Annotated in this window: 23 protein-coding genes; 12 read left to right on the forward strand and 11 right to left on the reverse strand. The window is 59.5% G+C overall.

Annotated elements, in window-relative coordinates; genetic code table 11:
- Window positions 1-200 precede the first annotated feature (200 nt).
- Window positions 201-1,535, forward strand: a complete 1,335-nt coding sequence (locus LB520_RS28690) for a tyrosine-type recombinase/integrase (protein WP_224609645.1) — start codon at window positions 201-203, stop codon at window positions 1,533-1,535.
- A 432-nt stretch (window positions 1,536-1,967) separates the two neighbouring features.
- Here the strand turns inward: LB520_RS28690 and LB520_RS28695 are convergent, their stop codons facing one another.
- Window positions 1,968-3,362, reverse strand: coding sequence for a Do family serine endopeptidase (locus tag LB520_RS28695; protein WP_224640186.1), 1,395 nt, complete (start codon window positions 3,360-3,362; stop codon window positions 1,968-1,970).
- Between LB520_RS28695 and LB520_RS28700 the strand changes: the two genes are divergently transcribed.
- The 6 genes from LB520_RS28700 (at window position 3,361) to LB520_RS28725 (ending at window position 6,699) form a co-directional block, all read left to right on the forward strand.
- A complete protein-coding gene (locus tag LB520_RS28700; RefSeq protein WP_318012054.1) occupies window positions 3,361-3,873 on the forward strand; it encodes a hypothetical protein in 513 nt (170 codons plus the stop codon). The genes LB520_RS28695 and LB520_RS28700 overlap by 2 nt on opposite strands.
- A 245-nt stretch (window positions 3,874-4,118) precedes the next feature.
- Entirely contained in the window at window positions 4,119-4,589 is a 471-nt protein-coding gene (locus tag LB520_RS28705) for an Hsp20 family protein (RefSeq protein WP_140715328.1), read from the forward strand.
- A gap of 75 nt (window positions 4,590-4,664) precedes the next feature.
- Complete coding sequence (locus LB520_RS28710) at window positions 4,665-5,162, forward strand: Hsp20/alpha crystallin family protein (protein ID WP_224609641.1); 498 nt, start codon at window positions 4,665-4,667, stop codon at window positions 5,160-5,162.
- A 73-nt stretch (window positions 5,163-5,235) separates the two neighbouring features.
- A complete protein-coding gene (locus LB520_RS28715; protein ID WP_224609638.1) occupies window positions 5,236-5,982 on the forward strand; it encodes an NADH dehydrogenase ubiquinone Fe-S protein 4 in 747 nt (248 codons plus the stop codon).
- An 8-nt stretch (window positions 5,983-5,990) separates the two neighbouring features.
- Window positions 5,991-6,257 (forward strand): DNA-directed RNA polymerase subunit omega, encoded by a 267-nt coding sequence (locus tag LB520_RS28720; protein WP_224609635.1) that lies wholly within the window; start codon window positions 5,991-5,993, stop codon window positions 6,255-6,257.
- Between the two features lie 76 nt (window positions 6,258-6,333).
- Window positions 6,334-6,699, forward strand: coding sequence for an SPW repeat protein (locus tag LB520_RS28725; RefSeq protein ID WP_224640187.1), 366 nt, complete (start codon window positions 6,334-6,336; stop codon window positions 6,697-6,699).
- Window positions 6,700-6,818: 119 nt separating this feature from the next.
- On the opposite strand, the gene LB520_RS28730 is transcribed toward LB520_RS28725, so the two are convergent.
- From LB520_RS28730 to LB520_RS28740, 3 genes are read right to left on the reverse strand one after another with little or no spacing between them, the layout of a single operon-like run.
- Complete coding sequence (locus LB520_RS28730; protein ID WP_224640188.1) at window positions 6,819-7,961, reverse strand: two-component system sensor histidine kinase NtrB; 1,143 nt, start codon at window positions 7,959-7,961, stop codon at window positions 6,819-6,821.
- Window position 7,962: 1 nt separating this feature from the next.
- Window positions 7,963-9,459, reverse strand: coding sequence for a circadian clock protein KaiC (gene kaiC, locus LB520_RS28735; RefSeq protein ID WP_224546549.1), 1,497 nt, complete (start codon window positions 9,457-9,459; stop codon window positions 7,963-7,965).
- Complete coding sequence (locus tag LB520_RS28740; protein ID WP_224525806.1) at window positions 9,446-9,925, reverse strand: circadian clock KaiB family protein; 480 nt, start codon at window positions 9,923-9,925, stop codon at window positions 9,446-9,448. Before LB520_RS28740 ends, kaiC begins: the two co-directional genes overlap by 14 nt.
- A gap of 94 nt (window positions 9,926-10,019) precedes the next feature.
- Between LB520_RS28740 and LB520_RS28745 the strand changes: the two genes are divergently transcribed.
- Together LB520_RS28745 and ftsH are read left to right on the forward strand one after the other, a co-directional pair.
- Complete coding sequence (locus LB520_RS28745) at window positions 10,020-10,802, forward strand: Crp/Fnr family transcriptional regulator (RefSeq protein ID WP_224640189.1); 783 nt, start codon at window positions 10,020-10,022, stop codon at window positions 10,800-10,802.
- A gap of 114 nt (window positions 10,803-10,916) precedes the next feature.
- A complete protein-coding gene (ftsH, locus tag LB520_RS28750) occupies window positions 10,917-12,848 on the forward strand; it encodes an ATP-dependent zinc metalloprotease FtsH (RefSeq protein ID WP_224525804.1) in 1,932 nt (643 codons plus the stop codon).
- 381 nt (window positions 12,849-13,229) lie between these two features.
- Here the strand turns inward: ftsH and LB520_RS28755 are convergent, their stop codons facing one another.
- The 3 genes from LB520_RS28755 to LB520_RS28765 all read right to left on the reverse strand — a co-directional run bounded on the left by LB520_RS28755 (window position 13,230) and on the right by LB520_RS28765 (window position 14,670).
- Window positions 13,230-13,526, reverse strand: coding sequence for a protein-L-isoaspartate O-methyltransferase family protein (locus LB520_RS28755; protein ID WP_224525802.1), 297 nt, complete (start codon window positions 13,524-13,526; stop codon window positions 13,230-13,232).
- A 597-nt stretch (window positions 13,527-14,123) separates the two neighbouring features.
- Entirely contained in the window at window positions 14,124-14,342 is a 219-nt protein-coding gene (locus tag LB520_RS28760) for a conjugal transfer protein TraD (RefSeq protein WP_224525800.1), read from the reverse strand.
- 1 nt (window position 14,343) lies between these two features.
- Window positions 14,344-14,670: a conjugal transfer protein TraD gene (locus LB520_RS28765; RefSeq protein ID WP_224526215.1), complete on the reverse strand. Its 327-nt coding sequence runs from the start codon at window positions 14,668-14,670 to the stop codon at window positions 14,344-14,346.
- 172 nt (window positions 14,671-14,842) lie between these two features.
- On the opposite strand from LB520_RS28765, the gene traA reads away from it, so the two are divergent.
- Complete coding sequence (traA, locus tag LB520_RS28770) at window positions 14,843-17,890, forward strand: Ti-type conjugative transfer relaxase TraA (protein ID WP_224640190.1); 3,048 nt, start codon at window positions 14,843-14,845, stop codon at window positions 17,888-17,890.
- Window positions 17,891-18,017: 127 nt separating this feature from the next.
- Entirely contained in the window at window positions 18,018-18,218 is a 201-nt protein-coding gene (locus LB520_RS28775) for a helix-turn-helix transcriptional regulator (RefSeq protein ID WP_224525796.1), read from the forward strand.
- On the opposite strand, the gene LB520_RS28780 is transcribed toward LB520_RS28775, so the two are convergent.
- Window positions 18,212-18,448, reverse strand: a complete 237-nt coding sequence (locus tag LB520_RS28780) for a helix-turn-helix domain-containing protein (RefSeq protein WP_224525795.1) — start codon at window positions 18,446-18,448, stop codon at window positions 18,212-18,214. The two genes, LB520_RS28775 and LB520_RS28780, sit on opposite strands and share 7 nt — an antisense overlap.
- Window positions 18,449-18,567: 119 nt before the next feature.
- Here LB520_RS28780 and LB520_RS28785 point away from each other — a divergent pair, with 119 nt between their 5' ends.
- Window positions 18,568-19,197 (forward strand): hypothetical protein, encoded by a 630-nt coding sequence (locus tag LB520_RS28785; protein WP_224525793.1) that lies wholly within the window; start codon window positions 18,568-18,570, stop codon window positions 19,195-19,197.
- Here the strand turns inward: LB520_RS28785 and LB520_RS28790 are convergent.
- Genes LB520_RS28790 through LB520_RS28800 form a run of 3 tightly spaced genes read right to left on the reverse strand, consistent with a single transcriptional unit; the run spans window position 19,163 to window position 23,647 of the window.
- Complete coding sequence (locus LB520_RS28790) at window positions 19,163-21,265, reverse strand: nuclease-related domain-containing protein (protein ID WP_224609622.1); 2,103 nt, start codon at window positions 21,263-21,265, stop codon at window positions 19,163-19,165. The genes LB520_RS28785 and LB520_RS28790 overlap by 35 nt on opposite strands.
- Before the next feature lie 53 nt (window positions 21,266-21,318).
- The gene (locus tag LB520_RS28795) at window positions 21,319-22,548 is read right to left on the reverse strand and encodes a hypothetical protein (protein WP_224609620.1); all 1,230 of its coding nucleotides are present in this window, start codon (window positions 22,546-22,548) and stop codon (window positions 21,319-21,321) included.
- On the reverse strand, window positions 22,532-23,647 hold the full coding sequence (locus LB520_RS28800) for a Fic family protein (RefSeq protein ID WP_224525781.1): 1,116 nt from the start codon (window positions 23,645-23,647) through the stop codon (window positions 22,532-22,534). The genes LB520_RS28795 and LB520_RS28800 overlap by 17 nt, the downstream gene beginning before the upstream one ends.
- Window positions 23,648-24,055: the final 408 nt, after the last annotated feature.

Below are 24,055 nucleotides of genomic sequence, written 5' to 3' on the forward strand. Positions count from 1 at the left end.
GACCTCTGCCTTCGGAGGCCGATTTAGCCAGTCTTTCAATAGCTTCTGTTTCTACGATATCGTTCGCTAAGCTACTACGACGACTGACTTTTTGTCGACCCAAAAGCCGAAGCCAGTATCCTACCGCAGGCCGGAGTTTCCGTCCGGGTGCTTCCGTGGTGCTTCCGCGGGATCACTTCGACAGAACCCTGAGGTGTGCGATGGCTAAGCTGAACAAACGAACCGTGGATCAAGCGGGACCGGGAAAGTCGGACTACTTCCTTTGGGATGATGAGTTGCCTGGCTTTGGGCTGCGCGTGTTTTCATCCGGTAAGCGCAGCTACCTCGTGCAATATCGAGCTAAAGGTCGGACCCGCCGATTCACCATCGGTCCCCACGGGGTCTGGGCACCAGATGCGGCCCGAAAGGAGGCCCGCATATTGATCGGTCGGATCGCGCAAGGCGACAATCCTGCGGAAACGAAACTTCTCGACGCCAAAACGATTACCGTCAGAGAGCTTTGCACCCGATATTTGGCTGATTGTGAAGCCGGACTTGTACCTGGCAAAGGCGGTCGCCCCAAGAAGCCGTCGACTATGGAGATCGACCGTAGCCGTATAAAGCGCCACATCCTTCCGCTCCTCGGGAACCGGAGAGTGACCGAGATCACCATGGCAGACATTGCCAAATTTCTGCGCGACGTTGCCAACGGCAAGACCCGAACCGACATCAAAACGAAGAAGCGTGGCCGAGCGATCGTTCGCGGAGGCATTGGCACCGGCTCGCGCGGCGTCGGTCTTCTCGGCAGCATCTTCTCCTATGCAGTTAGAGAAGGGATCATCGAAAAGAATCCGGTTCACGGCTTTCGTAAGCCAAAAGATCGCGTCCGTGACCGTCGCCTGACCGAGCGTGAGTATAGAGCGTTAGGCAAGATTCTCGCGGACGCCGCTCTCGACCCGCAGTTTTCAACGGCCACGAAAATGGTTCGAGCCCTCGCTATGACAGGATGTCGACGAGGCGAGATCATCAATCTTCGAATGGGCGAGATCGATGTTCAGCGCAGTTGCATCAGGCTTGAGGACTCCAAGGAAGGTGCGTCGACTCGGGCTATCGGCCTGCCTGTGGTCGAGTTGCTCAAGCCACTATTGTCCGGCGATGAGGCTGATTTTGTTTTTCCTGGCACGGAGGAAGGGAAGCCATTGGTCGGCTTCCCCAAGCTATGGCAAAAGCTCGTCAAAGACACGCCGCTTGAAAGCGTGACACCCCACGTGCTTCGTCACAGCTTCGCGAGCGTGGCAAACGATCTCGGCTTTACCGAGTCGACCATAGCTGCATTGGTGGGACATTCTCGCGGAACGATCACAAGCCGCTACATCCACACGGTAGACATTGCGCTCGTAATGGCAGGTGACACAGTCGCTAGCTACATTCAGGCTTTGCTCGATGGAGCGAAGTTCGAGCGCGCAAATTATGCGCTCGATCACAGTGCGCGCAAGGATGCCATGCGGAAGTTCTTGACGACGGCTGTAGGGTCCACCGGTACTAAGATGTCGTGACGGTGCAATTGCGCAACATCTTACGAGTTGGTGGTCGCTTTGCGTACATGCACTTCGTGACAGGGACCCAGAGGTCGCCTCCCGAGGCATTATCTTTGCTCGATTCGACCTCGTCGCGATTCGAGCGTTGGAAAGAACGCCGTGACGATGCCTCAACATTTGAAATGTCTTGCTGGATGGGCACGGGGAGCCGCGACCCGAAGACGTAATTGACAAGGACGGCGAGGTCGTAGGGACTTGGTCACGTGTCGAAGACGTCTTCTACAGTTTCACCTCAAAGGGAGCAGCGGAACACCTCCTCTCTCGCCGTTCACTAAGCCGGGATTGTCGGAATTTGGTCAGCCTCTAACCGCGACCTTGCCTTGAGCAGCCGTGAGGGCGGCCATCAAGGCCACTTCTTCGTCACCGTGGCTGGCCTGACGCAGCGCCGCGTCAGGAAACGGTCACTGCAACGAAAAGCGATTGTCCTTGCCTTTCGATGCGGAACAAGATGGGCTTTTTCTGCTGGCGGGATTTGGTCCACTCTTGCTGGATGTCAGAAGGCTGCGTCACGTTGCGGTTGTTGGCCGAGATGATGACGTCCCCAGGCCGAAGGCCGTTCTCCGCAGCGAGGCTATTTGGCGCCACTTCCTGGATGAAGACTCCGGTCGTACCCGGCTGGAGACCGAGTTGTTGACGCGCTTCGTCAGGAATGGGGCTGAGCGACAATCCGAGCGGTTGGTCCGCCGCTTCCGGACTCGGAACTGCACCGGTCTGCACCTCCTCGTTCTTGCGTTGACCCACAGTGAGCTCCACCTCCTGCTGGGAGCCGCCGCGGTTCCTTGTCAACGTCGCTTTCGACCCTGGCTTTTCGTTCGCTGCCGCCAATGTCAAGTCATGGACGCCCTGGATATCTTTGCCGTTGAACCGGGTGATCACGTCCCCCGATTGCAAGCCGGCCTTCTCCGCCGGACTGCCGGGCTCGACCGAGGCGACCAGCGCTCCCTTGGTGCTTGATATGCCAAGTGACTGGGCAAGCGGCGGCGTCACCTCCTGGAGACGCACTCCGATGAACCCGCGCTCGATGCGGCCGGTGCGGATCAGCTGATCAGCAACGCTTCGTGCAGTTCGGGAGGGCACGGCGAACCCGATGCCTATGCTGCCGCCGGACGGAGAGACGATGGCCGTGTTGACCCCGATCACTTCGCCGCGCGCGTTAAACAGAGGGCCGCCGGAATTGCCTCTATTAATCGAGGCGTCTGTCTGAAGGAAATCGTCGTAAGGGCCAGCTTGGATGTCGCGCGAGCGGGCGGAAAGAACGCCGACGGTAACGGTTCCCCCGAGCCCGAAGGGACTGCCAATCGCGATCGTCCAGGCCCCCGGCTGCATTGCGTCAGAGTCACCCCAGGCGGTGGCCGTCATGTTGGGGCGTGGATCGACCTTCAGCACCGCAATGTCGGTCGCTGGATCGCGGCCCACAAGTCGCGCGGGCGAAGTCTCCCTATCGGAGAATACGACGTGGATTTCGGTGGAGTCGGCCACGACATGATTGTTGGTGACGATGTAGCCCTCGGGACTGACCACGAAGCCGGAGCCAAGAGCTTCTCGCACCTGCGGCTGGGCAGGCCCGCGGCTGTCGAAGGGGTTGAGAAAGTCGTCGAGCATCGTTTGGTCCTGGATGATCTGCCTCGTCGTGATCGCGACCACGGCCGGCAGTTTCTGACGCACGATTGCGCTGAAGTCGTTCGGAATTTCCTGTGCTGAAACTGGAGCAAAGCCGGCAGCCGTGAGCATCAAAATTCCTGCGACGAAGCCAATGCAAAGTCGCTTCCCGGAAATGTAAGACATGATTGGTTCTCCTGCCCGACCGCCCTGGCGCTGCTGCGCGAACCCAAGAACTGACATTCACGCCGATTGTTTCACCGGTTTGAAAAAATGTTTATGGTGGGCTGAACTGCGGGGATGTGGCCTTGCGGGGCCATTGAAATTTGCTCGAAACTCTCCAAAATTTCAGCTGATGGAAATCGCGAGAGAGCCACCAAACTCTGATGCTTTTCTTGACCGGTTACTCCATACGGCACGGCATTTCGAGCGACCCCAGGACGTGCTGACCGACGTGACGCTGGACGTCCAGGAGAAGCGTGCAATCCTTTCGTCATGGGCATCGGATGCATGTGCAGTGGAATCGGTGCCGGCGCTGCACATGCCGCCGGGAGCAACCGAACCGGTCAGCTTCGATGCCATCATGGATGCGTTGCGCCAATTGGATCAGTTGGAGAAGCTTCCCGGCACCGGTCGCGGTCGTGAGATCGACAGCATTGCGGTCACCAGTCTTGCAGCATCCGTCGATCGACTTTGAGTGGAGCGCAGCCACGCTCTTCATCCGAGGCATCCGCCCGCCGGCGAGGATTCGCTGGCGGGGATAGACGTGTTCTCTCAGCGACCATTCGTCTGGCTGAAAATTTTCCTATAGGCCCATTGAACGTGTAAATCACTGTTATAAATGTTGATCACCGGCCGCCACATGGGGCCGGCACAAGTCCAGGAGGCGCCAAGGCTCTTGGCGTCTTCTTGTATCCATGTTGCTCGAAGGAGGATGTGGCTATGAGGACAAACCTCGATTTCACCCCTCTGTTCCGGTCCAGCATCGGCTTCGACCGGATTTTGAACATGCTGGAAAATGCGAGCCGTGTCACTGCGATAGACAATTGGCCGCCCTATGACATCGCCAAGGCTGGTGAGGACGCCTATCGCATCACCATGGCGGTTGCCGGCTTCTCGCAGGAACAGCTGACTATCACTCATCAACCTAACCTGCTGGTTGTGAGCGGGTCGCAATCTAGCGATGATGACGGCCAGTATCTCTATCGCGGCATTGCCGGGCGTGCCTTCGAGCGTCGGTTCGAACTGGCCGACCATGTGCAAGTCGTCGGCGCCAGCTTGGACAATGGGCTGCTGAACATCGATCTCAAGCGCGAGCTTCCCGAAGAGATGAAACCGCGCCGGATCGCCTTCGCAGGCAGTCCGGCAAAGGCAGCGCCGAGGCAGATCGACGCCGAAAAGAACGCTGCCTGAAGTCAGAGTGAATCAGAAGCGACAGGCACCGGTAATCGCCCGGTGCCGCGCGGTTGAACGTGGAGGTGAATAACCATGAACGTGCGTGACCTTATTCCGTGGGGCCGCAACAGCAACAACCAGGCCCCTAGCATCTATAGCGGTGGCGACCCGTTCCTGTCGCTTCACCGCGAGGTAAACAGGCTCTTTGATGATATGTTGAGGAGCTTCGAGACGCGCTTGCCTGCTGTGGGACAGCTTTCGCCCTTCGATGGGGGCTGGCCGAAGGTGGAGATTTCGGAGACGGACAACGAGCTTCGCGTCACCGCCGAGGTTCCTGGCATGGAAGAGAAGGACATCGAAGTCCTGCTCGACGAAGATGTGCTGACCCTGCGTGGCGAAAAGCGGTCGGAAACCGAGGAGAAGGATTACTCCGAGCGCTTCTACGGTCGCTTCGAGCGGCGCATACCCCTCGGCTATGAGGTCGAGGACGACAAGGTCAAGGCGTCCTTTGCCAATGGCGTCCTGATCCTGACGCTGCCGAAGAACCCGAACGCGCAGTCGAAGGTGAAGCGCATCCCGATCACCCACTGACGCATGGACCAAGTCGGAGGCGGCAGCCCGCTGCCTCCGGCGCATCCTTCGCCAAAAATGGGAGGGATGAGTGATGCAGAAGCAAGAAAGAAAAGTCACACCAGTCGTAGAAAATCTCGGACCGGCAAACGAGAAACGCGGGCGAGCGCCGTCGCTCGGGCGATCCGAGTTCCCGCGTGATGCCGTCGCGCGGATCTACAAGCCTTGCCGCTCAGTCATGACCTCAAGCCGTGCGCGGCCGAAAGGGTGGCGGCTGTTGTTCGAGCGGCGTACTGCGCCGGTCATTGAACCGCTGATGGGCTACACCGCAAGTGGTGACACGCTGACCCAGGTGGAGCTCGATTTTCCAACGGCTCAGGCGGCCATCGACTATGCCGAACGGCAGGGGCTTGCCTACGCTGTTCAAGGAAGCCCGGCGGCCGAAAAGTCCAGTGTCGAATCGTCTGACACGGACAACCCGCTGCAGGCCGGCGCAGACGTTGTCTGGAACCGCCTCCAGTTGGCTTTGCTGCAAAGCAGCCACGGCGCAGTTTCGCAGGCGCCGCATTATGGACCGGCGCTGACGGACCCGGAGGCGCTTTATGCATCGCCGATGGACGTGGTCGTCGATCCTCTTCTGACAGCCGACGAGAAACGCGCAATCCTGCGAAACTGGGCGTGGAACGAGTATCTGGTCGATCTCGCCACGGCCGAGGGGATGCCGGAAAACGCGCGTCCGACGCGGCTGGACGAAGTGGAATTGGCCCTGCTCGCGCTGGAGCCAGTTACGGCAGCGAACCTGGCCGTTTCTATTCCTGAACAGAAGCAGAAGGCAATGTGAGGGTCGTCATGGATCGGCTGACTGTGCTCGATTGTGAAAATACGGTGCCGAACCGTTTCGCACTGGCCGTCGCCGTGGCGGGGCGCGCTCGTGCGCTCAGCCGGGGTGCTGAGCGCCTGACCGACGAAGCGACGGCGGCCGTCGAACTCGCCCTGCGCGAGATCGCCGGCAACCGCTTCCAGCTCGACGAGATCAAGTCCTTTGTTCTGGCCGGTTCGGTTCCGCGCGATGGCTGGGTACGGCCCGGCCGACGAAGAAAGCTTCGCAGTGGCTAAGGTCAATCCATGGCTGCCGCACCCGCCGTCGCTCAGAGGGCGGCGCACTCACCATGTCAGGAAAGGAGGATGAGCAATGGAGAAATGGCTGAAAACTGAAAGTCGTCCGGCGATCGATATCGTCAATGTGATCGCCGGCATAGCGCTGGTACTGTCGCCTTGGTATTTTGGATTTGCGGCTGAAACCTATGCGGCCTGGAACGCCTGGATCGCCGGTGCGGTGATTGCCCTGATCGCCGTGGGTGCGCTGGTTGCGTTCCATGCCTATGAGGAATGGGCAAACCTGGTGGTTGGGCTGTGGACGCTGATCTCGCCCTGGGCCCTCGGTTTCTCGGCCCTGACAATGGCCATGTGGGTACATGTGGTCGTGGGAGTGATCGTAGCGGCCTTGGCTGCCGGAAGCCTCTGGTTCTTCGGCGACCGTCCGCTTTCAACGGCCTGACCAGCATCTCTGGCGGGCCCGGATCTCCGGGCCCGCTTTTTTCAACCGCTACGGGTGCGGTCTGCCGTTGTAGGCGTTGCGGCCAGGTACATCGGCAGCCGAAACACAGGCCGCTTTTTTCACCGACGTGTGTTGAGCCTGATCTCGCCCTGCATTTGCAGTTCCTCATTTCCTGTGCTTGGCGCGCGGGGAAGAAAGAGATGAACGCTTGTTCCCTCGCCGACCGCACTCTCGATCCTAACATGCCCCCCGGACTGCTTGATGAAGCCGTAAACCTGGCTAAGCCCAAGTCCGGTTCCCCCGCCATCGGCCTTGGTCGTAAAGAACGGCTCAAACACGTGGGCCAGGATCTCCTTGCTCATCCCGCAACCCGTATCGCTGACCGTGACCCGAACAAAAGAGGCAGCCGGAGCGGGCACGTCTTCGATGTTGCCGGGAGTACCGCTGGTCTCGATCGCCAGCGTGCCCCGGCCGGCCATCGCGTCCTTGGCATTCACAGCCAGGTTCAGGATGGCGACGTCTAGCTGATTGGCATCGACAACAACGGGGCCAAGTGCCGGATCCAGCTCAAGCCTGATGCTGATCCCGTTCCCCAGCGTCCGCTCCAGCAGCATCGTGACGGCTTCGATACGTCCATTCAGGTCGATTGTCTCCGGATACAGCGACTGTGCGCGAGAGAACGCGAGCAATTGCTGCGTCAGCGCACTGCCGTTTTGCGTTCGTTTGAGCAACTCTTCGATCAGCATCGCCGCGTTCGGATTCGCAGGATTCTCGCGCAGCTGCTTCTGAAGCAGTCGCAGCCCCGATTCGAACACCGCGAGCAGATTGTTGATGTCGTGAACGATGCCGGCAGCGAGCCGGCCGATCGCTTCGAGCTTTTGCGATTGACGCCGACGCTCCTGCTGCGCGCGTTGCGCGGAGACGTCGCGAAGACTGGCAAGCAGCGCCGGCCTACCGTCCCAGCTAAGTTCAACCGTCCGTATTTCCACTTCGGCTGGTGCTCGATTGGGTCTGTGGACGGTGATTTCCGTGGTTTCACCCGATATGACCGGCCGGCCGAGGGGGATGTGGACGAGATCGGCAGCCGGATAACCGAAGATCGCGGCGGCCGCCGGATTTGCATAAAGCACCGTTCCCGACAGATCGACAACCAGAACCCCGTCGGCCGTGGTTTCGATCAGCCGTCGAAAGTCGAGTTGGCTGATGCCCGTCAGATTTGCGTCGCCGTGTTGGTCGGAGATTTCGGCTGCGCCGCACGCCATCTCAACGCTCCTCACGCCAAGACGCGGCGGAGTCGCCGAACACGTCGGGTGCGCCGTCGAAGGGCTGACCGAGATGCATGCCGGTGCCGTCGATTGTGAAGCGCCGAATCTGCTTGTCATGCTCGCTGCCGCGCATTTTCAGCACCATGATCCCCCGATGCATGAAATCCCCTTCCTGGATGTACCGCAATAAGATGATCGAGTCCGTGAGGGTTGAAATATGCTGTTCGCTAGCACTCTGGCCGCCGACGAGCGATTTGTTGGTGGCCGTGCAAAGGCCAGCGATCTCGTGTTTCTTGATGAAGGAAGTGAGGCTGATTAGGAATTCCCGGAAACCGGTCTCTGGTGCGATCCGTTCCAATGCCGACAGGCTGTCGATAGCGATCCGGTCAGGCTTGAACTCTTCAATTAGCTCGCGGATCATCAACAGGTGGTCCGGCAAGTTCTGCGCTTCCGGGTAAATGCAAACGACCTTCAGTCGGCCATCCGCCTCCATGGCCTCGAAGTCGACGCCCCAGCCGCGCGCATTGCGGAACATCTGGCCGCGGCTCTCTTCGTAGCCGACCAGCAAGGCACGTTCGCCAGCCGCCGCGCCGCCTGCCAGAAAGTTTGTCACCAGCAGGGTCTTTCCGGTGCCCGTCGCACCGCTGACGAGGGTGATGCTGTCGCGGAAAAATCCACCGCCACACATCCTGTCGAGTTCCGGATTGCCGCTCGTCACCCGCTTGGTGCTGGATTGCTGCTCGAGCCGCAGTGAAGACAGTGGCACTGCCACTATGCCTTGCTTCACCACAAGCGTGATCGGCACCTCGCCCTCCACGTGACGGCTGCCCCGCATCTTGAGAACTTCGATCGTACGCCTGCGTCGCTCGCGGTCGAGCGCGTTGCGCAGGATTACGACGTTGTCGGCAACAAACTCCTCGATCCGGTGGCGGGAGATCTCGCCATACTCGCTGTTGCGTTCGGCGGTCATTAGCACCGTCAAACCATCCCTCTTTAGCGCTGTCGCAATGCGAAGGAGTTCCCGACGGACCGATGTCTGCTCCGCGACGAAGTGGTCGAAGAGCTGGGTGACGGAATCCAGCACGATGCGCTTCGCCGCGGCGTTTCGCGCAGCGTGCAGGACACGCGTCAGCAAGCCTGACAGATCGAAATTGCCGACAACCATCTGGTCGTGGTCACGCGGGCTGGCGTCGACGAAGACCAGCTTGTTCATCTCGCGCCAGCGACGGATGTCCCAGCCGAAGCTAGCCATGTTGACCTCGATCTCGACCGGCGATTCCTCGAACGTGACGAAGACGCCGGGCTCGTCGAGCACGGTGATGCCGTGGGCCAGAAACTGCGTCGCAAATACAGTCTTGCCACTGCCGGGCGTGCCTCCGACGATGGTGGTGCGCCCGCGCGGCAGGCCGCCCATCACAAGATCGTCGAAAGCCTCGATACCGGTCCTGACGCGTTCGAGCGCGGGATCGATGAGGATCTCTTCAGCTGTGGTCATAGCCACTGTCCTTCTTGCGATAACCGAAATAGTCGAGAACCTGAGCGATGTTGCTGATGTCGCCAATCAGCCGTCGTGGAGGGATGGTTGACTCATCCGAGAGCGTCGGCGTCGCTAGAATGCCGGCCCTTTCCGCCTCGTCAGGATCCGCGACGACGTCGACGACCTGGATTTCGATACCGCCGGCCAACTCCTCCACTATCCTCAGACGGCTTGCCAGCGCCCGACGGGCGCCCGGCCCATCGCCGGCGACATACAGGCGAAGCAGGCCGTTGGCCTCTGGATTGGACCGATGACTGACGCTCATGTTCACGCCTTGCCGCAGGGAGTTGCAGTTTTCGACGTGCACGAGGCGCCACGCCGCGGAATCCAGCCGCCGTTCTTCCCTCAGCAGCCGTCGGTCTGCCTGGAAGCCGATGCACCACGGCTTGCGCTCGGTGAGGCCTGGATCAGCGCCCCCGTGCAATTTGTAGATAGCCGCGCCCGCCGCGTCTGCGCACTTGTGAACATTTCTTCGCGCCGGTCGTTGTAAACGCCGCCATTTGAAACGGAGGAGTGCGATGGAGAACCCTCGAAAGCGATCAGACCCGATCGGAAACAACCTGCTTCGGGCCCTCAGAGCCGACGACTGGGAGATCCTGCAACCGAGGCTCGAACAATGGTCGGCGCCTGCCGGGACTTTGCTGCACGAGCCAGGCGATGCAGTCCGTTACGCCTATTTCCCTTGCGGATCGGCCCTGGTCTCCTACCGCGTCGTGTTGAGCGACGGGCGAGCGATCGAGACTGCGCTCATCGGACGGGAAGGAGCGGTAGGCGGCATCGTCAGCCAAGGCAGACTTCCAGCGTATGCGCGGGCCGAAGTTCAACTTGGCGATTCATTCTTCAGGATCGACCTGCAACATCTCGAAGAAGCCAAATTGCGTTCCTTGACATTGCGTCACCTGTTTGCCCGCTACGCTGATTGCCTGATGGCGCAGGTATTCCAATCCGTCGCCTGCAGCGCAGCGCATTCGATCAAACAGCGCGCGGCAAGATGGCTGTTGGCCGTGACAGAACGGACGGGAGCCGAAAACCTTGCGGTGACGCAGGAACAGCTTGCTACAATGCTGGGGGTCGGCCGCTCCTATCTGAGCCGGGTCATTCGAGACCTGAGGCAGCGCGGCGTCATCGAAACCCGGCGCTCCCGGCTTGCTGTACGCAGTCCAGAAGGGCTGCGCTCGCTTGCCTGCGAGTGCAATGCGGCCGTCAGCCATCATTTCAACGACGTTTTGAAGGGGGTCTATCCGGCGGAGGAAAACGGCATGACAGGTGCGCTGGGCATGCCGCATAGGAAAGGACAGTGACAGACCCATTGTCGCCGGCCGGTCTGGGGCCTCCCACTTTTTTGCCCCGGACCTGGCCTACACCGATGCCGCGCGGACTGGGCGACCTATATCCGTTCCCCTGTGGAGGCCGCCATGGACATGAGCAACAGAAAGACGCAGTTCAATATCTGGTACTGGATTGCGGCGTTCGTGGGCGTGATGGTCGTCCAGTACATCTATGCCACGACGCAACACGTCGCCCAGATACCGTACAGCCAGTTCGAGACCCTTCTGAATGCCGGCAAGATCGCTGAGGTGCAGGTTTCGGACCGCTTTATCCAGGGCCGCTTCAAGGAGCCGCAAAACGGCAGGCCGCTGTTTATCACTACACGCGTCGAGCCGGACCTCGCCCGTGACCTGCAGGAACACGGTGTCACTGTGACTGGCCAGGTCGAAAGCACCTTCCTGAGCGACCTGCTTTCCTGGGTTGTGCCGGTGCTCGTCTTCTTTGGCCTGTGGATGCTGCTTCTAAGACGCATGGACGGCGGCGTCGGCGGTTTGATGCAAATTGGCAGGAGCAAGGCCAGAATCTATGTCGAAGCCAATACCGGCGTGACGTTCGACGATGTGGCGGGGGTCGACGAGGCCAAGGCCGAGTTGCAAGAGATTGTGGATTTTCTGAAGAACCCGGGCGAATACGGCCGCCTCGGAGGACGCATGCCCAAAGGCGTGCTGCTGGTCGGACCGCCAGGCACCGGCAAGACTCTCCTCGCCAAGGCCGTCGCGGGCGAGGCCAAGGTGCCGTTCTTCTCGATCTCCGGTTCGGAGTTCGTCGAGATGTTCGTAGGGGTCGGGGCCGCGCGCGTGCGCGATCTTTTCGAACAGGCGCGATCCAAGGCTCCCGCCATCATATTCATCGACGAGCTCGACGCTCTTGGCCGCGCCCGCGGGACCGCGGTCGGCGGCCACGACGAAAAGGAGCAGACGCTCAACCAGCTTCTGGTCGAACTCGACGGTTTTGATCCGCAGATCGGCGTCGTGCTGCTGGCCGCGACGAACCGTCCTGAAATCCTTGACCCGGCACTTCTGCGCGCCGGCCGTTTCGACCGCCAGGTATTGGTCGACCGGCCCGACAAGAAGGGTCGCATAAAGATCCTGCAGGTTCACATGAGCAAGGCCAAGCTGGCGAGGGATGTCGATGGGGAAAAAGTGGCGGCGCTGACGCCCGGGTTCACCGGTGCTGACCTGGCCAATCTTGTGAACGAGGCGACGTTGCTCGCCACGCGCCGCAAGGCGGATGCGGTAACGATGGACGATTTCAACAATGCGGTGGAACGCATCGTCGCGGGACTGGAGAAACGCAATCGGCTCCTGAACCCGAAGGAGCGCGAGATCGTCGCCTATCATGAAATGGGTCATGCGCTGGTAGCCATGGCGCTGCCTGGCGTCGACCCGGTGCACAAGGTGTCGATCATACCACGCGGCGTCGGCGCGCTCGGCTACACTATCCAGCGTCCGACCGAGGACCGCTTCCTGATGACGCGTGAGGAGCTGGACAACAAGATGGCGGTGCTGCTCGGCGGCAGGGCGGCCGAATGGATCGTATTCGGCCATTTGTCCACCGGAGCCGCCGATGACCTTGCCAAGGTAACCGACATAGCGCGCGCCATGGTGACGCGTTACGGCATGTCGGCAAAACTCGGGCACGTGGCGCTGGAAAAGGACCCGCGCTCCTTCCTGAGCCCTAACCCGCTCGCCGGCGGACCGCGCGAGCACGATTACGGCGAAGCCGCCGCCGACGCCATCGACACGGAAGTACGCGACATTGTGGCGGCCGCGTTCGAACGAACCGTCGGCCTCCTCACCGAGCGGCGCGACGTGCTGGAAAGGGCGGCACGCAGGCTGCTCGAGACCGAGACGCTCGACGAGACCGAACTTGCGTCGCTGGTCGGAGACGTCTCGGCGGATGGTGCTGTACGGGACGGGTCTGGTCAGTCGTCGGACAAGAGGCAGCCTACGCTGCAGCCGGCCAGGACCGCGGCCGCAATCCCCACGCCCGGATCGGGGAAATTCAGGACGCAATAGTGATGCTTCGGACTGCTCCCGACGGCATAGATCGCTCGTCGAAAGCCGTGTCGCACGCTGCAACGGCGACACGCGAGATTGATATCGATCGCTAGGCTTTCGAAACCAGTATATGTCGGTCACCAGCCAAGCGTTCTCGATGCCATTTGCTGGTCGCCCTAGGTGATATTACGCGAGACGGGTGACCTTGCCTCGCGCAGCCTTGAGCGCGACCTTTTCTTCCTCACTGCGCCCGGCTCCGCTGCAGGGGTAAAACCCGCATGGCACAAGTGATCGTACAGGGAACGTATCGCCAGCCCTTTCCAGAAGCATCATGAAACCTCCTTGGTTTTGACCCGTGAACGGCAGCGCCATCCGGCCAGCGTCGGACAAGTTCGAAAGTCACCGTTCCGGCACGTGCGTTACTCCGGCAAAGGCGATAACGACATCGAGGTCCGGCAGATCAACCGCCTGCGGTGCATCACCGGATACCACTTCGACCTGGGCATAATGAGCAAGATTGCTTTGCGCGCGCCGCGCGAATTCTTCGTCGATCTCATAGGCGATCACGCGTCCTCCAGAATCCGTCAGCTCAGCGAGGATGGCGGTGAAATAGCCGGCACCGGCGCCCACCTGAAGCACGGTCTGGCCGGGAGCGGTGTTCAGATGGTCGAAAACCAAGGCCCAAAGCGACGGCAAGCCGCTGTTAGTCCGCGTCTTTCGTCAAGCGAGACCAGAACGTCATGGTAAATCTCATGAAGTGCGGCTGAAGGGCTGGTATGGCTCGCTCCGATTTGCAATCGCGAATGGATACGCCATGCCCGTTGCCAAGGTAATGTTCGCGCGGAACCTTTGCGAAGGCCTCGATGACCGCAGGATTGTGCAAGACAGGTGACGAGACACGCAGGTCTTCGGCAAACCACCGGCGCGCTTCACTAGCATCGATTCTTGTCGGCATGGATATCGGGTCCCGTGTTGCGCGTACTGATGGCCCAACTGGTAGGCGCCAGCTTTGCCGGCCCAGCGAGGGAGTCGCACGACTTTCACGGGGTTGTCATGGAAGCTGTGCGTCAGCTGAACGGCGAGGGCCTGAGCAAGCTTTAGGCAGACGCGCAACGCGAAACGCTGATCCAGAGTTATTGTTGGACATTGGTGGACGAGTACCAAGACATCGGTATCTGCCGTTGCGGGTCGCTCAATGGTCGATAAGGAGCCCCACGTCTGTTCGAGGACCTTGCGCCCGCCTGTCTCAATGGCGGCCAAACGGGCCCTGTCATTTGGCGATGCTGATGTACTTCATTCATTCTCGAACGCCTGCTTTCCCTTTGCTGCCCAGAGCGACCGCGCCTGTGCCCCTTGATCGCTTTTGAGCTTGTCGGCCATCCAGAGCAGCGCGCCATAGATGGTGGCACGATCATCGCCGGTCAGGTCGACGATCCCGGCCTTGATGACGAGACCGCCGAGTTCGATCAGATGGCGCGTGCGCTTGCGGCGCTCGACCTGCCATATGCGCATGTCATGCCGCGCCCGCGTCGCCTGATGGCGACTGCGCGCCGCCCGGTTGCGTTTGAGCGCTGCCGTTGTCGCGGTTAAGCGCTGACCCAGATCGCCGCGCCCGCCCTTGAAAGAAAGCGGCCCCGCGCTTCGCCCATGCCTCCCTTTTTCCGGCATCCTTCGCCTCGGCGATGGCGACCAATGCGCCCGCCAGTTCATCGGCGGTGAGCGCATCGGCTCCGGTCGAGATGACCAGTTCGCCGAGTTGCTGCACTTTTCGCGTTTTGAGTTCCCGCGCCTTTTCTTCCAGTGCCTTCAGTTCCGCGTCGAAATCCCGTGGTTTACGCATGGCCGTCTCCATCTGACGTCAATGCGGCGATGATAGACGAGCACTTGCCTGAAGGCTTCAGGGTTGCCGAGACAGCCCGGGACGGGCTGGTCGCTCCCGAGATTTTTTCGAGGGAGGGCGCGCTTATACGTCGTGCCGACGTTCGCTTTGCCGTGCAAATGATCTGGTCGCGATGGCGATCTATCATCTTCACGTCAAGGTCATTGGCCGCAAAGCTGGCTCAAGTGCCGTGGCGTCGGCCGCCTACCGCTCGGCCTCGCGGCTGCGCGACGAGCGCATCGAACGCAGCCATGACTTTTCGGCTAAGCGCGGTGTCGTCCATTCCGAGGTGATCTTGCCAGAGAATGCACTGGGCGCCTGGAGCGACCGCGAACGGCTGTGGAACGACGTCGAGGCTTTCGAGGTGAGGAAGGATGCGCAGCTTGCCCGCGAGGTGGAGTTTGCCCTTCCACGCGAACTAAGCCACGCGCAAGGCATCGGACTGGCGCGCGACTTCGTGCAGGCCGAGTTTGTCAGCCGGGGCATGGTCGCCGATCTCAATGTGCATTGGGACAGGGCAGAGGATGGCAGTCCAAAACCTCATGCTCATGTCATGCTGACCATGCGGTCGGTGGACGAGAACGGCTTTGGTCCGAAAGTCCGCGACTGGAACAGCACTGAGCTGGTCGAGCGCTGGCGCGAGCGATGGGCCGAGCTTGCCAATGAGCGGCTTGCCGAACTCGACATAGACGCCCGCATCGACCATCGCAGTCTGGAAGCCCAGGGCATTGCCCTTGAGCCGCAAACCCAGATTGGTGCACCGGCGCAACGCATCGAGGGCGGTGGCCTTGACGCTGCCGGCATTGAAGCGGATCGCGCCGAACTGCATCGCCAGATCGCGCGCAACAATGGCGATCGCATTATTGCCGATCCATCCGTGGCGCTGGATGCCCTCACGCATCAGCAATCGACCTTCACCCGAAAAGACATTGCGAAGTTCTCGCACCGACACAGCGACGGGATGGAGCAGTTCAACACGGTGGCGGCAGCCATCGGCAACGCACCCGATCTGGTCGAACTCGGCAAGGACGGACGCGGTGCCGATCGCTTCACCACCCGGCAAATGATCGAAACGGAACAGCGCCTGCATCGCGCGGCAGAACGCATGGCCGGCGAGCGGCAGCATGCTGTGAGTGACCGGGATCGTGCGACGGCGTTGGCGGATGCCAAGCATCGTAGCCTTGTTCTCTCTGACGAGCAGACCGATGCACTGGATCACATCACAGATGACCGCGGTCTTGGAATCGTTGTGGGTTTTGCCGGAACGGGCAAGAGCGCGATGCTGGGTGTTGCGCGCCAGGCATGGGCGGCAGCGGGCTTTGAGGTCCGAGGCGCGGCACTTTCCGGCATTGCGGCCGAGAATCTCACAAGCGGTTCGGGCATCTCGTCGAGAACAATCGCCAGCATGGAACACAGCTGGGGACAGGGCCGCGATCTGCTCAAAGCGCGTGATATCCTGGTGATTGACGAAGCCGGCATGGTCGGCACGCGCCAGTTGGAGCGCGTGCTCTCCCACGCCTCGGACGTTGGCGCAAAAGTCGTGCTGGTCGGCGATCCGCGGCAGTTGCAGGCGATCGAGGCGGGCGCCGCATTCCGTTCGATTCATGAGCGCCATGGCGGCGTCGAAATCGGTCAAGTGCGCCGGCAGCGCGAGGAGTGGCAGCGTGACGCCACGCGCGATCTGGCGACCGGCAGGATCGGCGCTGCGATCGGCGCTTATGACAACAGAGGAATGGTGCACCGGGCTGCCTCGCGCGATGAGGCCCGCAGTGATCTGGTCGAACGCTGGGATCGCGACAGGCAGGCAGACCCAGAGGCAAGCCGCATCATCCTCACTCACACAAACGACGAAGTGCGCGCGCTCAACAAGGCAGCGCGCGAGCGCATGCGCGTTGCTGGAGATCTCGGCGACGATGTTCACGTGGGTGTGGAACGCGGCGCGAGAAACTTTGCCAGTGGCGACCGGGTGATGTTCTTGCGGAACGAGCGGTCGCTCGGCGTCAAGAACGGCACGCTCGGTGTGATCGGAGAGGTCAGCACGCAGAGCATGACGGCTCGCACCGACGACGGCAGGTCGGTGCGCTTCGACCTGAAAGACTATGCCCACATCGACCACGGCTATGCCGCGACCATCCACAAGGCTCAGGGCATGACCGTCGACCGGACCCATGTGCTGGCAACGCCGGGCATGGATGCCCATGGCAGCTACGTTGCCCTGTCGCGGCATCGCGACGGGATGGAACTGCACTACGGCAGCGACGACTTCGCGACACGAGACCGGCTCGTCCGCACGCTCTCACGCGATCGCGCCAAGGACATGGCGTCGGACTACGACCAGGTCGACCCGGCGCAGACCTATGCCGAGCGACGCGGGATCACCTTTCGACAGCGTGTGGTCGAAATCGTGCGCCGGATCGTTCCGGAGAAGCTGCGTGACAGGATTGGTGGGCTGCTGGACGGGTTGCGCTCTCCCGAAGACGGCGAGCCGATGCAGGAACGTGGACCTGGGCCGGCGAGGGAAAGTGTTGGGGCGCGGATCGGAGATGCAGGCCGGACGCCCGGCGGAGGAAATCTCGCCACAGGCGTGCCGCCCGACGTGAATGTGCCGGTGGACGCGGAAGCGGCATTGCGCAGCGCTCGCACGAAGGCGCTTGTTCGGCACGCGCGTGCGCTCGACGCGATCCTCAGTACCGGAAATGCAGACGGGCAGGGCAGTCCCGAGCAGATGCGCGAATTGAGAGATGCGCGTAGCGCTTTCGAGAAGGTGCGGCCGCATGGTTGGCGCGATGCCGAAGCGGCATATGTGAAAAATCCCGAACTTGTCCGCGAGGCGGGTGCCGGCCGCGTCAACCGCATCGTGCTTGCTCTCCAGCTTGAGACGGAAATCCGCACCGGGATGGACATCGATCCCGGCCGCCGCGCCGACCTGTTCGTGGAACGTTGGCAAAGACTCGATCGGACGGCACAGCAGCAATATCAGGCCGGCGACATGTCCGGCTACAAGTCAACGCGTGCGGCCATGTCCGATATGGCCAAGGGCCTTGAACGCGATCCCCAACTCGAATCGCTACTCGCCAATCACAAGAAGGTGCTCGGCATCCAAGTCGAATCCGGCCGCCGTCTGGGTGTGGAACTCGCGTTCAACCACGGCATTGGCAGCGGGCGTGGCATAGGAATCTAAACATCCGATTTGCCGCCGTTCCGACGCCCCAAATCGATCAGATGACAAATCTGATTGCCTGCGAGCCTTGGGTTGTCCTGTTTGGTTCCAACAGGTGCCAAATGCTCTCAGCGAAGGCAACGCAGTCATGCCTGAACCGGATCGTATCATTCGCCTTAGAACCGTCCTGGCGCGGACCGGCCTGTCCCGCTCAACGATGTACCGCAAAATCGCCGAAGGCACATTCCCGGCTCAGATCAAGATCAGCGTCAACGGTGCGGGTTGGCGGGAATCAGACGTAAATCAATGGATCGAAAATCCCGTCGCATGGCGAACAGAAGATCAGTGATTGCGTGACAAGCGCACGCCCGGGCCGCCACCATTCTCTGGAATGAATTCTATTCCGGCAGCTTCGAGTGACAGCTTCAGCGCTTGGAGGATTGATTCAGATGCGGGTTTCGAACCACGTTCGAATTGCACGATCGTCCTCAAACTCACCTTGGATAAATCCGCCAGTTCCTGCTGAGAAATGTCGAGGAGCCCACGGGCCGCGCGAACTTGGGCCGCACTTACCTTCATTGTTCAAATGCCCTGTTGCACAAAAAGCGCAAATATGCTTTTTTTAGGAAACGACAGTTGGAAGTGGTGCGTCCGCCTCCAACGGTCTGACCACGCCTAGGCTTTGCGGAGCTCGGATCATGGCTGATTCCGACCATAGCACGACTATGCCTCCCGTCACGAATGGCAAGACTGCCAACGCGTTGGACCGGTTGCCGGATGCAGACCCTGCAATTCAACTGCTGCGAGATTGGGCGCGGGCGCAGCATGTCTCGCATGTCCTTTGCCGACTTCAACAGCGCCTAGAGAGGCGCGTTCTCGGCGCTGCAGACCCAAAAGCGATCGATGAGAAAGTCGGCTATTCGATCGCTTGCCAAGCGGAGGTCGAGGCCACAACGGCGGTTTTAAAGCTTCAGGACAAACTTCCCCACATACAGGCGCGGTCGCTTCTTGGCATCGTCGCCAAGCTCGAAATCATCGCTGGCGCAGATCGCGATATCGACGATCCAACAGACTTTCCCTGGCCGCATATTGCTTCGATCCTCGACGACTTGAAGAAAATCGCCGGCAGCCTACCGCTTGGGCGGCCTGAGCGATCCGTCGTTCAGGCGGACTGCAGGCAATATCAAGCGATCGCGGCCAACCTCGTCGGTCTGGAAAACCGGGCCGCCAACCTTCAATTGGGGTTCTCCGTGCACCCCTCCCGCGTCATTCAATCCCCAAATGAATGCCAAGTCATGTCAACTTCGGCCCATTCTTCTGATGCCTAGGGAGAATGGCACGTGGCTGCCATTTGGTCTTGAATAGTTCGTCTACCTTGCGGGAGTTTTCGGCTAGATCAGCATCCTCATGCCACTTCTCCACCAGCGGGAGGGCCGCATCGACAGGCGCTGATGTGCTGATGTCGTCCACGATGACGTACCATCGATCTCGCTTCGAATCGTACTTGTGTTTTTGGCCGATTGCCTCAGCGGCCAGCCATATTTTGTCGTTCAGAGTCCGGCAAACCAAGTAGGTAAGACCGCCTGTTTCTGTTAGAATCGAGAACGATTTCATCTCCTTGCCCGCCGCAACTTCTTCTCGGATTGCCAGCACGGTTTTAGATAAGTCCGTCAGCGAGCCATAGGAAAAATCGTAGAGGTCGATGACTACCGATGCCAGTTCGGGGGGTGCCGTCTTCAGGCTCTTGAACAATTCGGAGATAACCGGAATGTCCAACCGCTCAAGGATGCTAACTGGGCGAACCGTCTTCACCCCGACGTCCCGCGGCATCATAAAATCCTCGACGATTTCGGCAAAATCCTTCTCAAGATGCATGAAGTCATATTCAGGATCCATCGCCAGTTTGTATTTCAAATGATAGCCGAGAAAATTGTATTCACTATCCGAATGCATCTTATCAAAAACGTCCGAGCGGCACTTAAGGTAGTAAAGAAACTCGATGGGCGTTGGCAGCATGCGCGCCACACAATCGAGAACGCCTAGGTCCCAAATGACGGGCGCGATCCTGTCGCTTCTCTTCAGCATGATGTTTGAGAGAAACGTCGCAGCAGGAAAAGCGTCGCTCAATATGACGGCAGGGAACACCCGCACCGTTGGTGGGAACGTCAGTGCTTTGCCGTCTTTCGTTTTGCATTCCGCTCCGGCCTGGACTAGCTCGGCAAACTCGTAGGCTTGGCGGTATGGGGCTTGAATGGCGCCTTCGAAATCCTTGTTTAATGCCTCTTCATCACCCGCTCTTGCCGTTAACGTCACACGCTTGGATTTCGCCTGCACGACGATCACGAACTCGCCGTAAACTATGAGCGCGTCGGCTTCGCCGGCTGTCTTCTTTTTGCTTGGCTGGATCGTGACGTTCTCATACACATTCGCCGCGCCGAATACCGATCGAAAGAGGTCAGCAGCTGCTTTCTCCAGAAAGGCACCTCGATGCTTGGCTGCTATGTCGACATATGTCTTGTCGGCTATCATCCAATAGGTCGGGCTCTCGTAGACGCTCTCAGCCAGCCTGTATGCGTTTGGTGCATAGAGATGCTCCCCAATATCGATCAGCGGCGCAAGATTGGCTTGATTCACAACAAACGCAGACGTGAAGTTGGCATTTGCGTTTGTGACAGGGGTTGCGAACTTGGCCATGAAGGCCTTCGCCTTGCTGGCACCGAATTTCTTGATCAGCTCGGCTTTGGCGATCAAGAGGCTGTCCGTTAAATCTGCCTTGGTCGGAACCGTTCCATCCTCCTTCCTCGCGTTGATCGCTGACATCTGCCGCGATGTATGCTCCATGATGAACCGTGCAATTTCGACCATTGGACGCGCTGAAAGCCCAGCATTGCGGATCAGCCATTCAAAATCATCGCGATATCGGTCTCGGGCAAAACGCTCTAGCTGATGGAGAAAGAAGCTGTCAGCACCGTAATAAATGGCTTCCCGAGCCGCGGCGCCCAGAGCCCTTTCGATCTTTCCAGGATCACTGAAATCCGGCATCGAATCCAATGTGAGCCGGTCGTGGAATTCCCTGAGAAGTCTGTCAGCTTTGTCTGCAAAATCGATGTCAGTATTGACGATGGAGTAAGTGCAATCCGACGCGGACTGAACCATCAGCCCGAGCAAGAGCATGAACTCATTGCTGTTTAGCTTGGTGGTAGACCAGCGCTTTTCTGGATCGTCGGCAACTTTAGCTTCTCGCAAAGCAATAGCAACGATCCAGTCGCGATACATGATGGCGGAAATATCATGCAATGTCCCGGGGCTCTGCGCGAGAACACGCAAGTCGTCGAATATATTTTCGAGAGAACGCGCCTTTGGTCGCCCCGGGTTTCCCAATTCCATGTTTGTCATGTCGCGCCAATTCTTATGTGGGCTAGAGCTATTGGGCCAAAGAATCGACTCACTCACCACTTAACAACGAGGTCGTCGTCGTAGAGCACACTTGGCAACATACCCATCATCACATGGTCGGGCAGGATGCGAGTAGCCCGCTTCTTATGGACTTCGAACCCGGGGTATGCGTCCCCAATGACTTGCTTGAAGAACGTCTGCGCGCGAGGCTTCAGGCATTCCGTAATTTCCCACAGAAATGCGTGGACGGCTTCGTAATCGGACACGATCTCTTCGGGTCGATCAATCGCTTCGAGATGCTCGAAGAACCTTTCGACATGGTTTCCTGGCATATTGAAGAGCGGGCGTCTGCCGTCGAAATAGACCACCTCGATCTGCTCGCGGATAGGATCGACATTACCGTGCAATGCGAAATTTCTCTTATCGATGACTCGCATGAAATGCGTGCTCTTGTCGATATCGCGTGCAAAGCCATCGCAATGCTGGCTGAGCAGCGCGAGGCGGTCGGGAATCTTAGCCCGGATGAAGGCCTGATAGGCTTCAGGGGCATTCCGGATTTCATCGCGGGTGAACATGAGGATCACCATATTGATGAAGGCCTCGGCCATAACCGGCATCAGAAGGTGAAGCTTTAGACAGTTCCCGAAGAGGTCGTTCGCACGTGTGGATACTCCTTGCATGGCTTTTTCCAAAGTTTTCAGCCGCGATTTGGCACCTGGCGATCTTTCTGGAAAAGCCGTCTTTGCCGGGGCGTCGATAATAGCTGCGTGCAAGTCGGCGCACAGGCCCGCGATACTGACAAACTTGTTCTGAAAGACGACGAATTTTTCCAGGCTCTGTAGTACGGCAGATTTCTGCGGACCGATCCTCGCATAGTCCGTTCTAATACCGACAATCAGGTCCCGCCACTGCTGGTGCGTGAGCGCCTCGCCGACCATGATATGAATCTCGCGCGACATGCCCAAGATATACACGTCGGTCTCGCCGGCCTTGAGGCTGTAGTCCCAGTGTATCCAGTTATCGCTGTCATCCTTGCGCAGAAAGTTTTGAAAACCGTTCGGTTCGCCAAAGCGAGCTTTCAGATAACAGTAGATATCCACCGGCCTAAGCCGTGACCTGACCGCGAGAATGGCGCCGCCTTTCTTCTTCTTAGGCTTCCTGTCGCGCGTAACCCATTCCACCACTTCCTGCCGGGTAGCTGCCCGCCATTCACTGATGTTGAGGCAAGCAGGCTCTTTGACAGCCTGCCTCTTCTTTCGATGGGATTTACGCACGATCGTCACAAATATTCAGCGTGTAACGTGTGTGTCGGAGTTCACCAGTTCTTGTCAGCGCACTCTTGGCAACCAGATCCTGCAGGTCCCTCGTCGCCGTAGCGCGCGACGCCTGGGTGATGGCGATGTAATTCTCGGCGCTAAGACCGCCCTTGAAGCCGTCGATACCTTCGCGGAACATTCGAGCGATGACTTTTTCCTGGCGCTCGTTGAACTGATCCCGATGGCGCTCGTAGAATTTGGCCTTGGCGACGGAGAATTCGACACGAGCAAGCGTTACGCGCTGCGCTTCGAGGATCGTGTCGGCGAAATATAGCAGCCAGTCGGTAATCGCGTTGCTTTTGTTGCTGGCTTCCAGCCGGTCGTAATAAGCCTTGCGATGACGTTCGATCGTATAGGCCAACGCGATGAGACTCGGCTCGCCCAGATTTTGCGCCATCGCCTTTTCGCAAAGCGCGCGTCCTATGCGGCCGTTGCCGTCTTCGAACGGATGGATGCTCTCGAAATAAAGATGCGCGATACCGGCGCGCGTCAGCGCGGGAAGCGGAGTCTTACCCTTGGGCGCGGTATCGTTGAACCAGATGGTAAAGGCGTCCATCTCGGCTTTCACGCGCGATGAGGGCGGCGCCTCGAAATGCACTTTGGGTTTGTCCAGCCGGTTAGAGACGATCTGCATGGCATCGGCGTGCTGGCGATAGTTGCCGATCGTCTCGATGCGTCGCTCTCCGGACATCACCATCTTGTGCCAGGCATAGAGCGTGCGATGCGAGAGCGGCTTGGCAAAATGCAGATACACGTCGGCCATCATTTCGGCGATGCCCCGCTCGGCGGGCGGTATGCGCCTATTCTCGCCTCCGAGCCCAAGCTGCTGCCGCAAGGATGATTGCAGGCTTTCCCGGTTGAGATACTCACCCTCGATCTCGGATGTCTTCAAGGCCTCTTCGCTGATTAGATCGATGCGGATCTGGTCGCGGTCATCGGGGCCGACATGGCGAAACACGCCCAGGAACTCGCCCGATCGCAATAGGAACTCGCTTTCCAGCGGGTCCAATGCCATCTTGTCGTAGGTAAAATGCGGCCAGTCGGCCTGCTCCCAATTCCATGCCATGAGCTATAGAGCGCCTTTCTATAACTCATGATATCGAAAAAGGTGAGCTATAGCAATCTGATCTATGCCTCAGCCAGCACCCGTTAGACAGTCTCCGGCCGCCCCCGCAGAAATTCGACATATTGACCGTGAAGAAACCACAGTCCCATGAGTAGAGTTGGGCCTTAGCCGGAGCCACAAGCTGCACCCGGCCGCGACCAGTGGTAAGTTGGCGCGGAATGGGCGTCTGACTCCACAGTGATCGGTCAAAGCCTAGCCCGAATACATGTCCGACTGCTTCCGTGGTGCTTCCGCGACGCACTTCCCGACCTCGTCTCGCGGGAAAAATACCTTGCTAACCAGCTGTTTTGACAGTATAAAAATGGCGCACCCGGCAGGATTCGAACCTGCGACCTCTGCCTTCGGAGG

The organism is Mesorhizobium sp. CA12 (genome assembly GCF_020165255.1).
Lineage (GTDB): Bacteria > Pseudomonadota > Alphaproteobacteria > Rhizobiales > Rhizobiaceae > Mesorhizobium.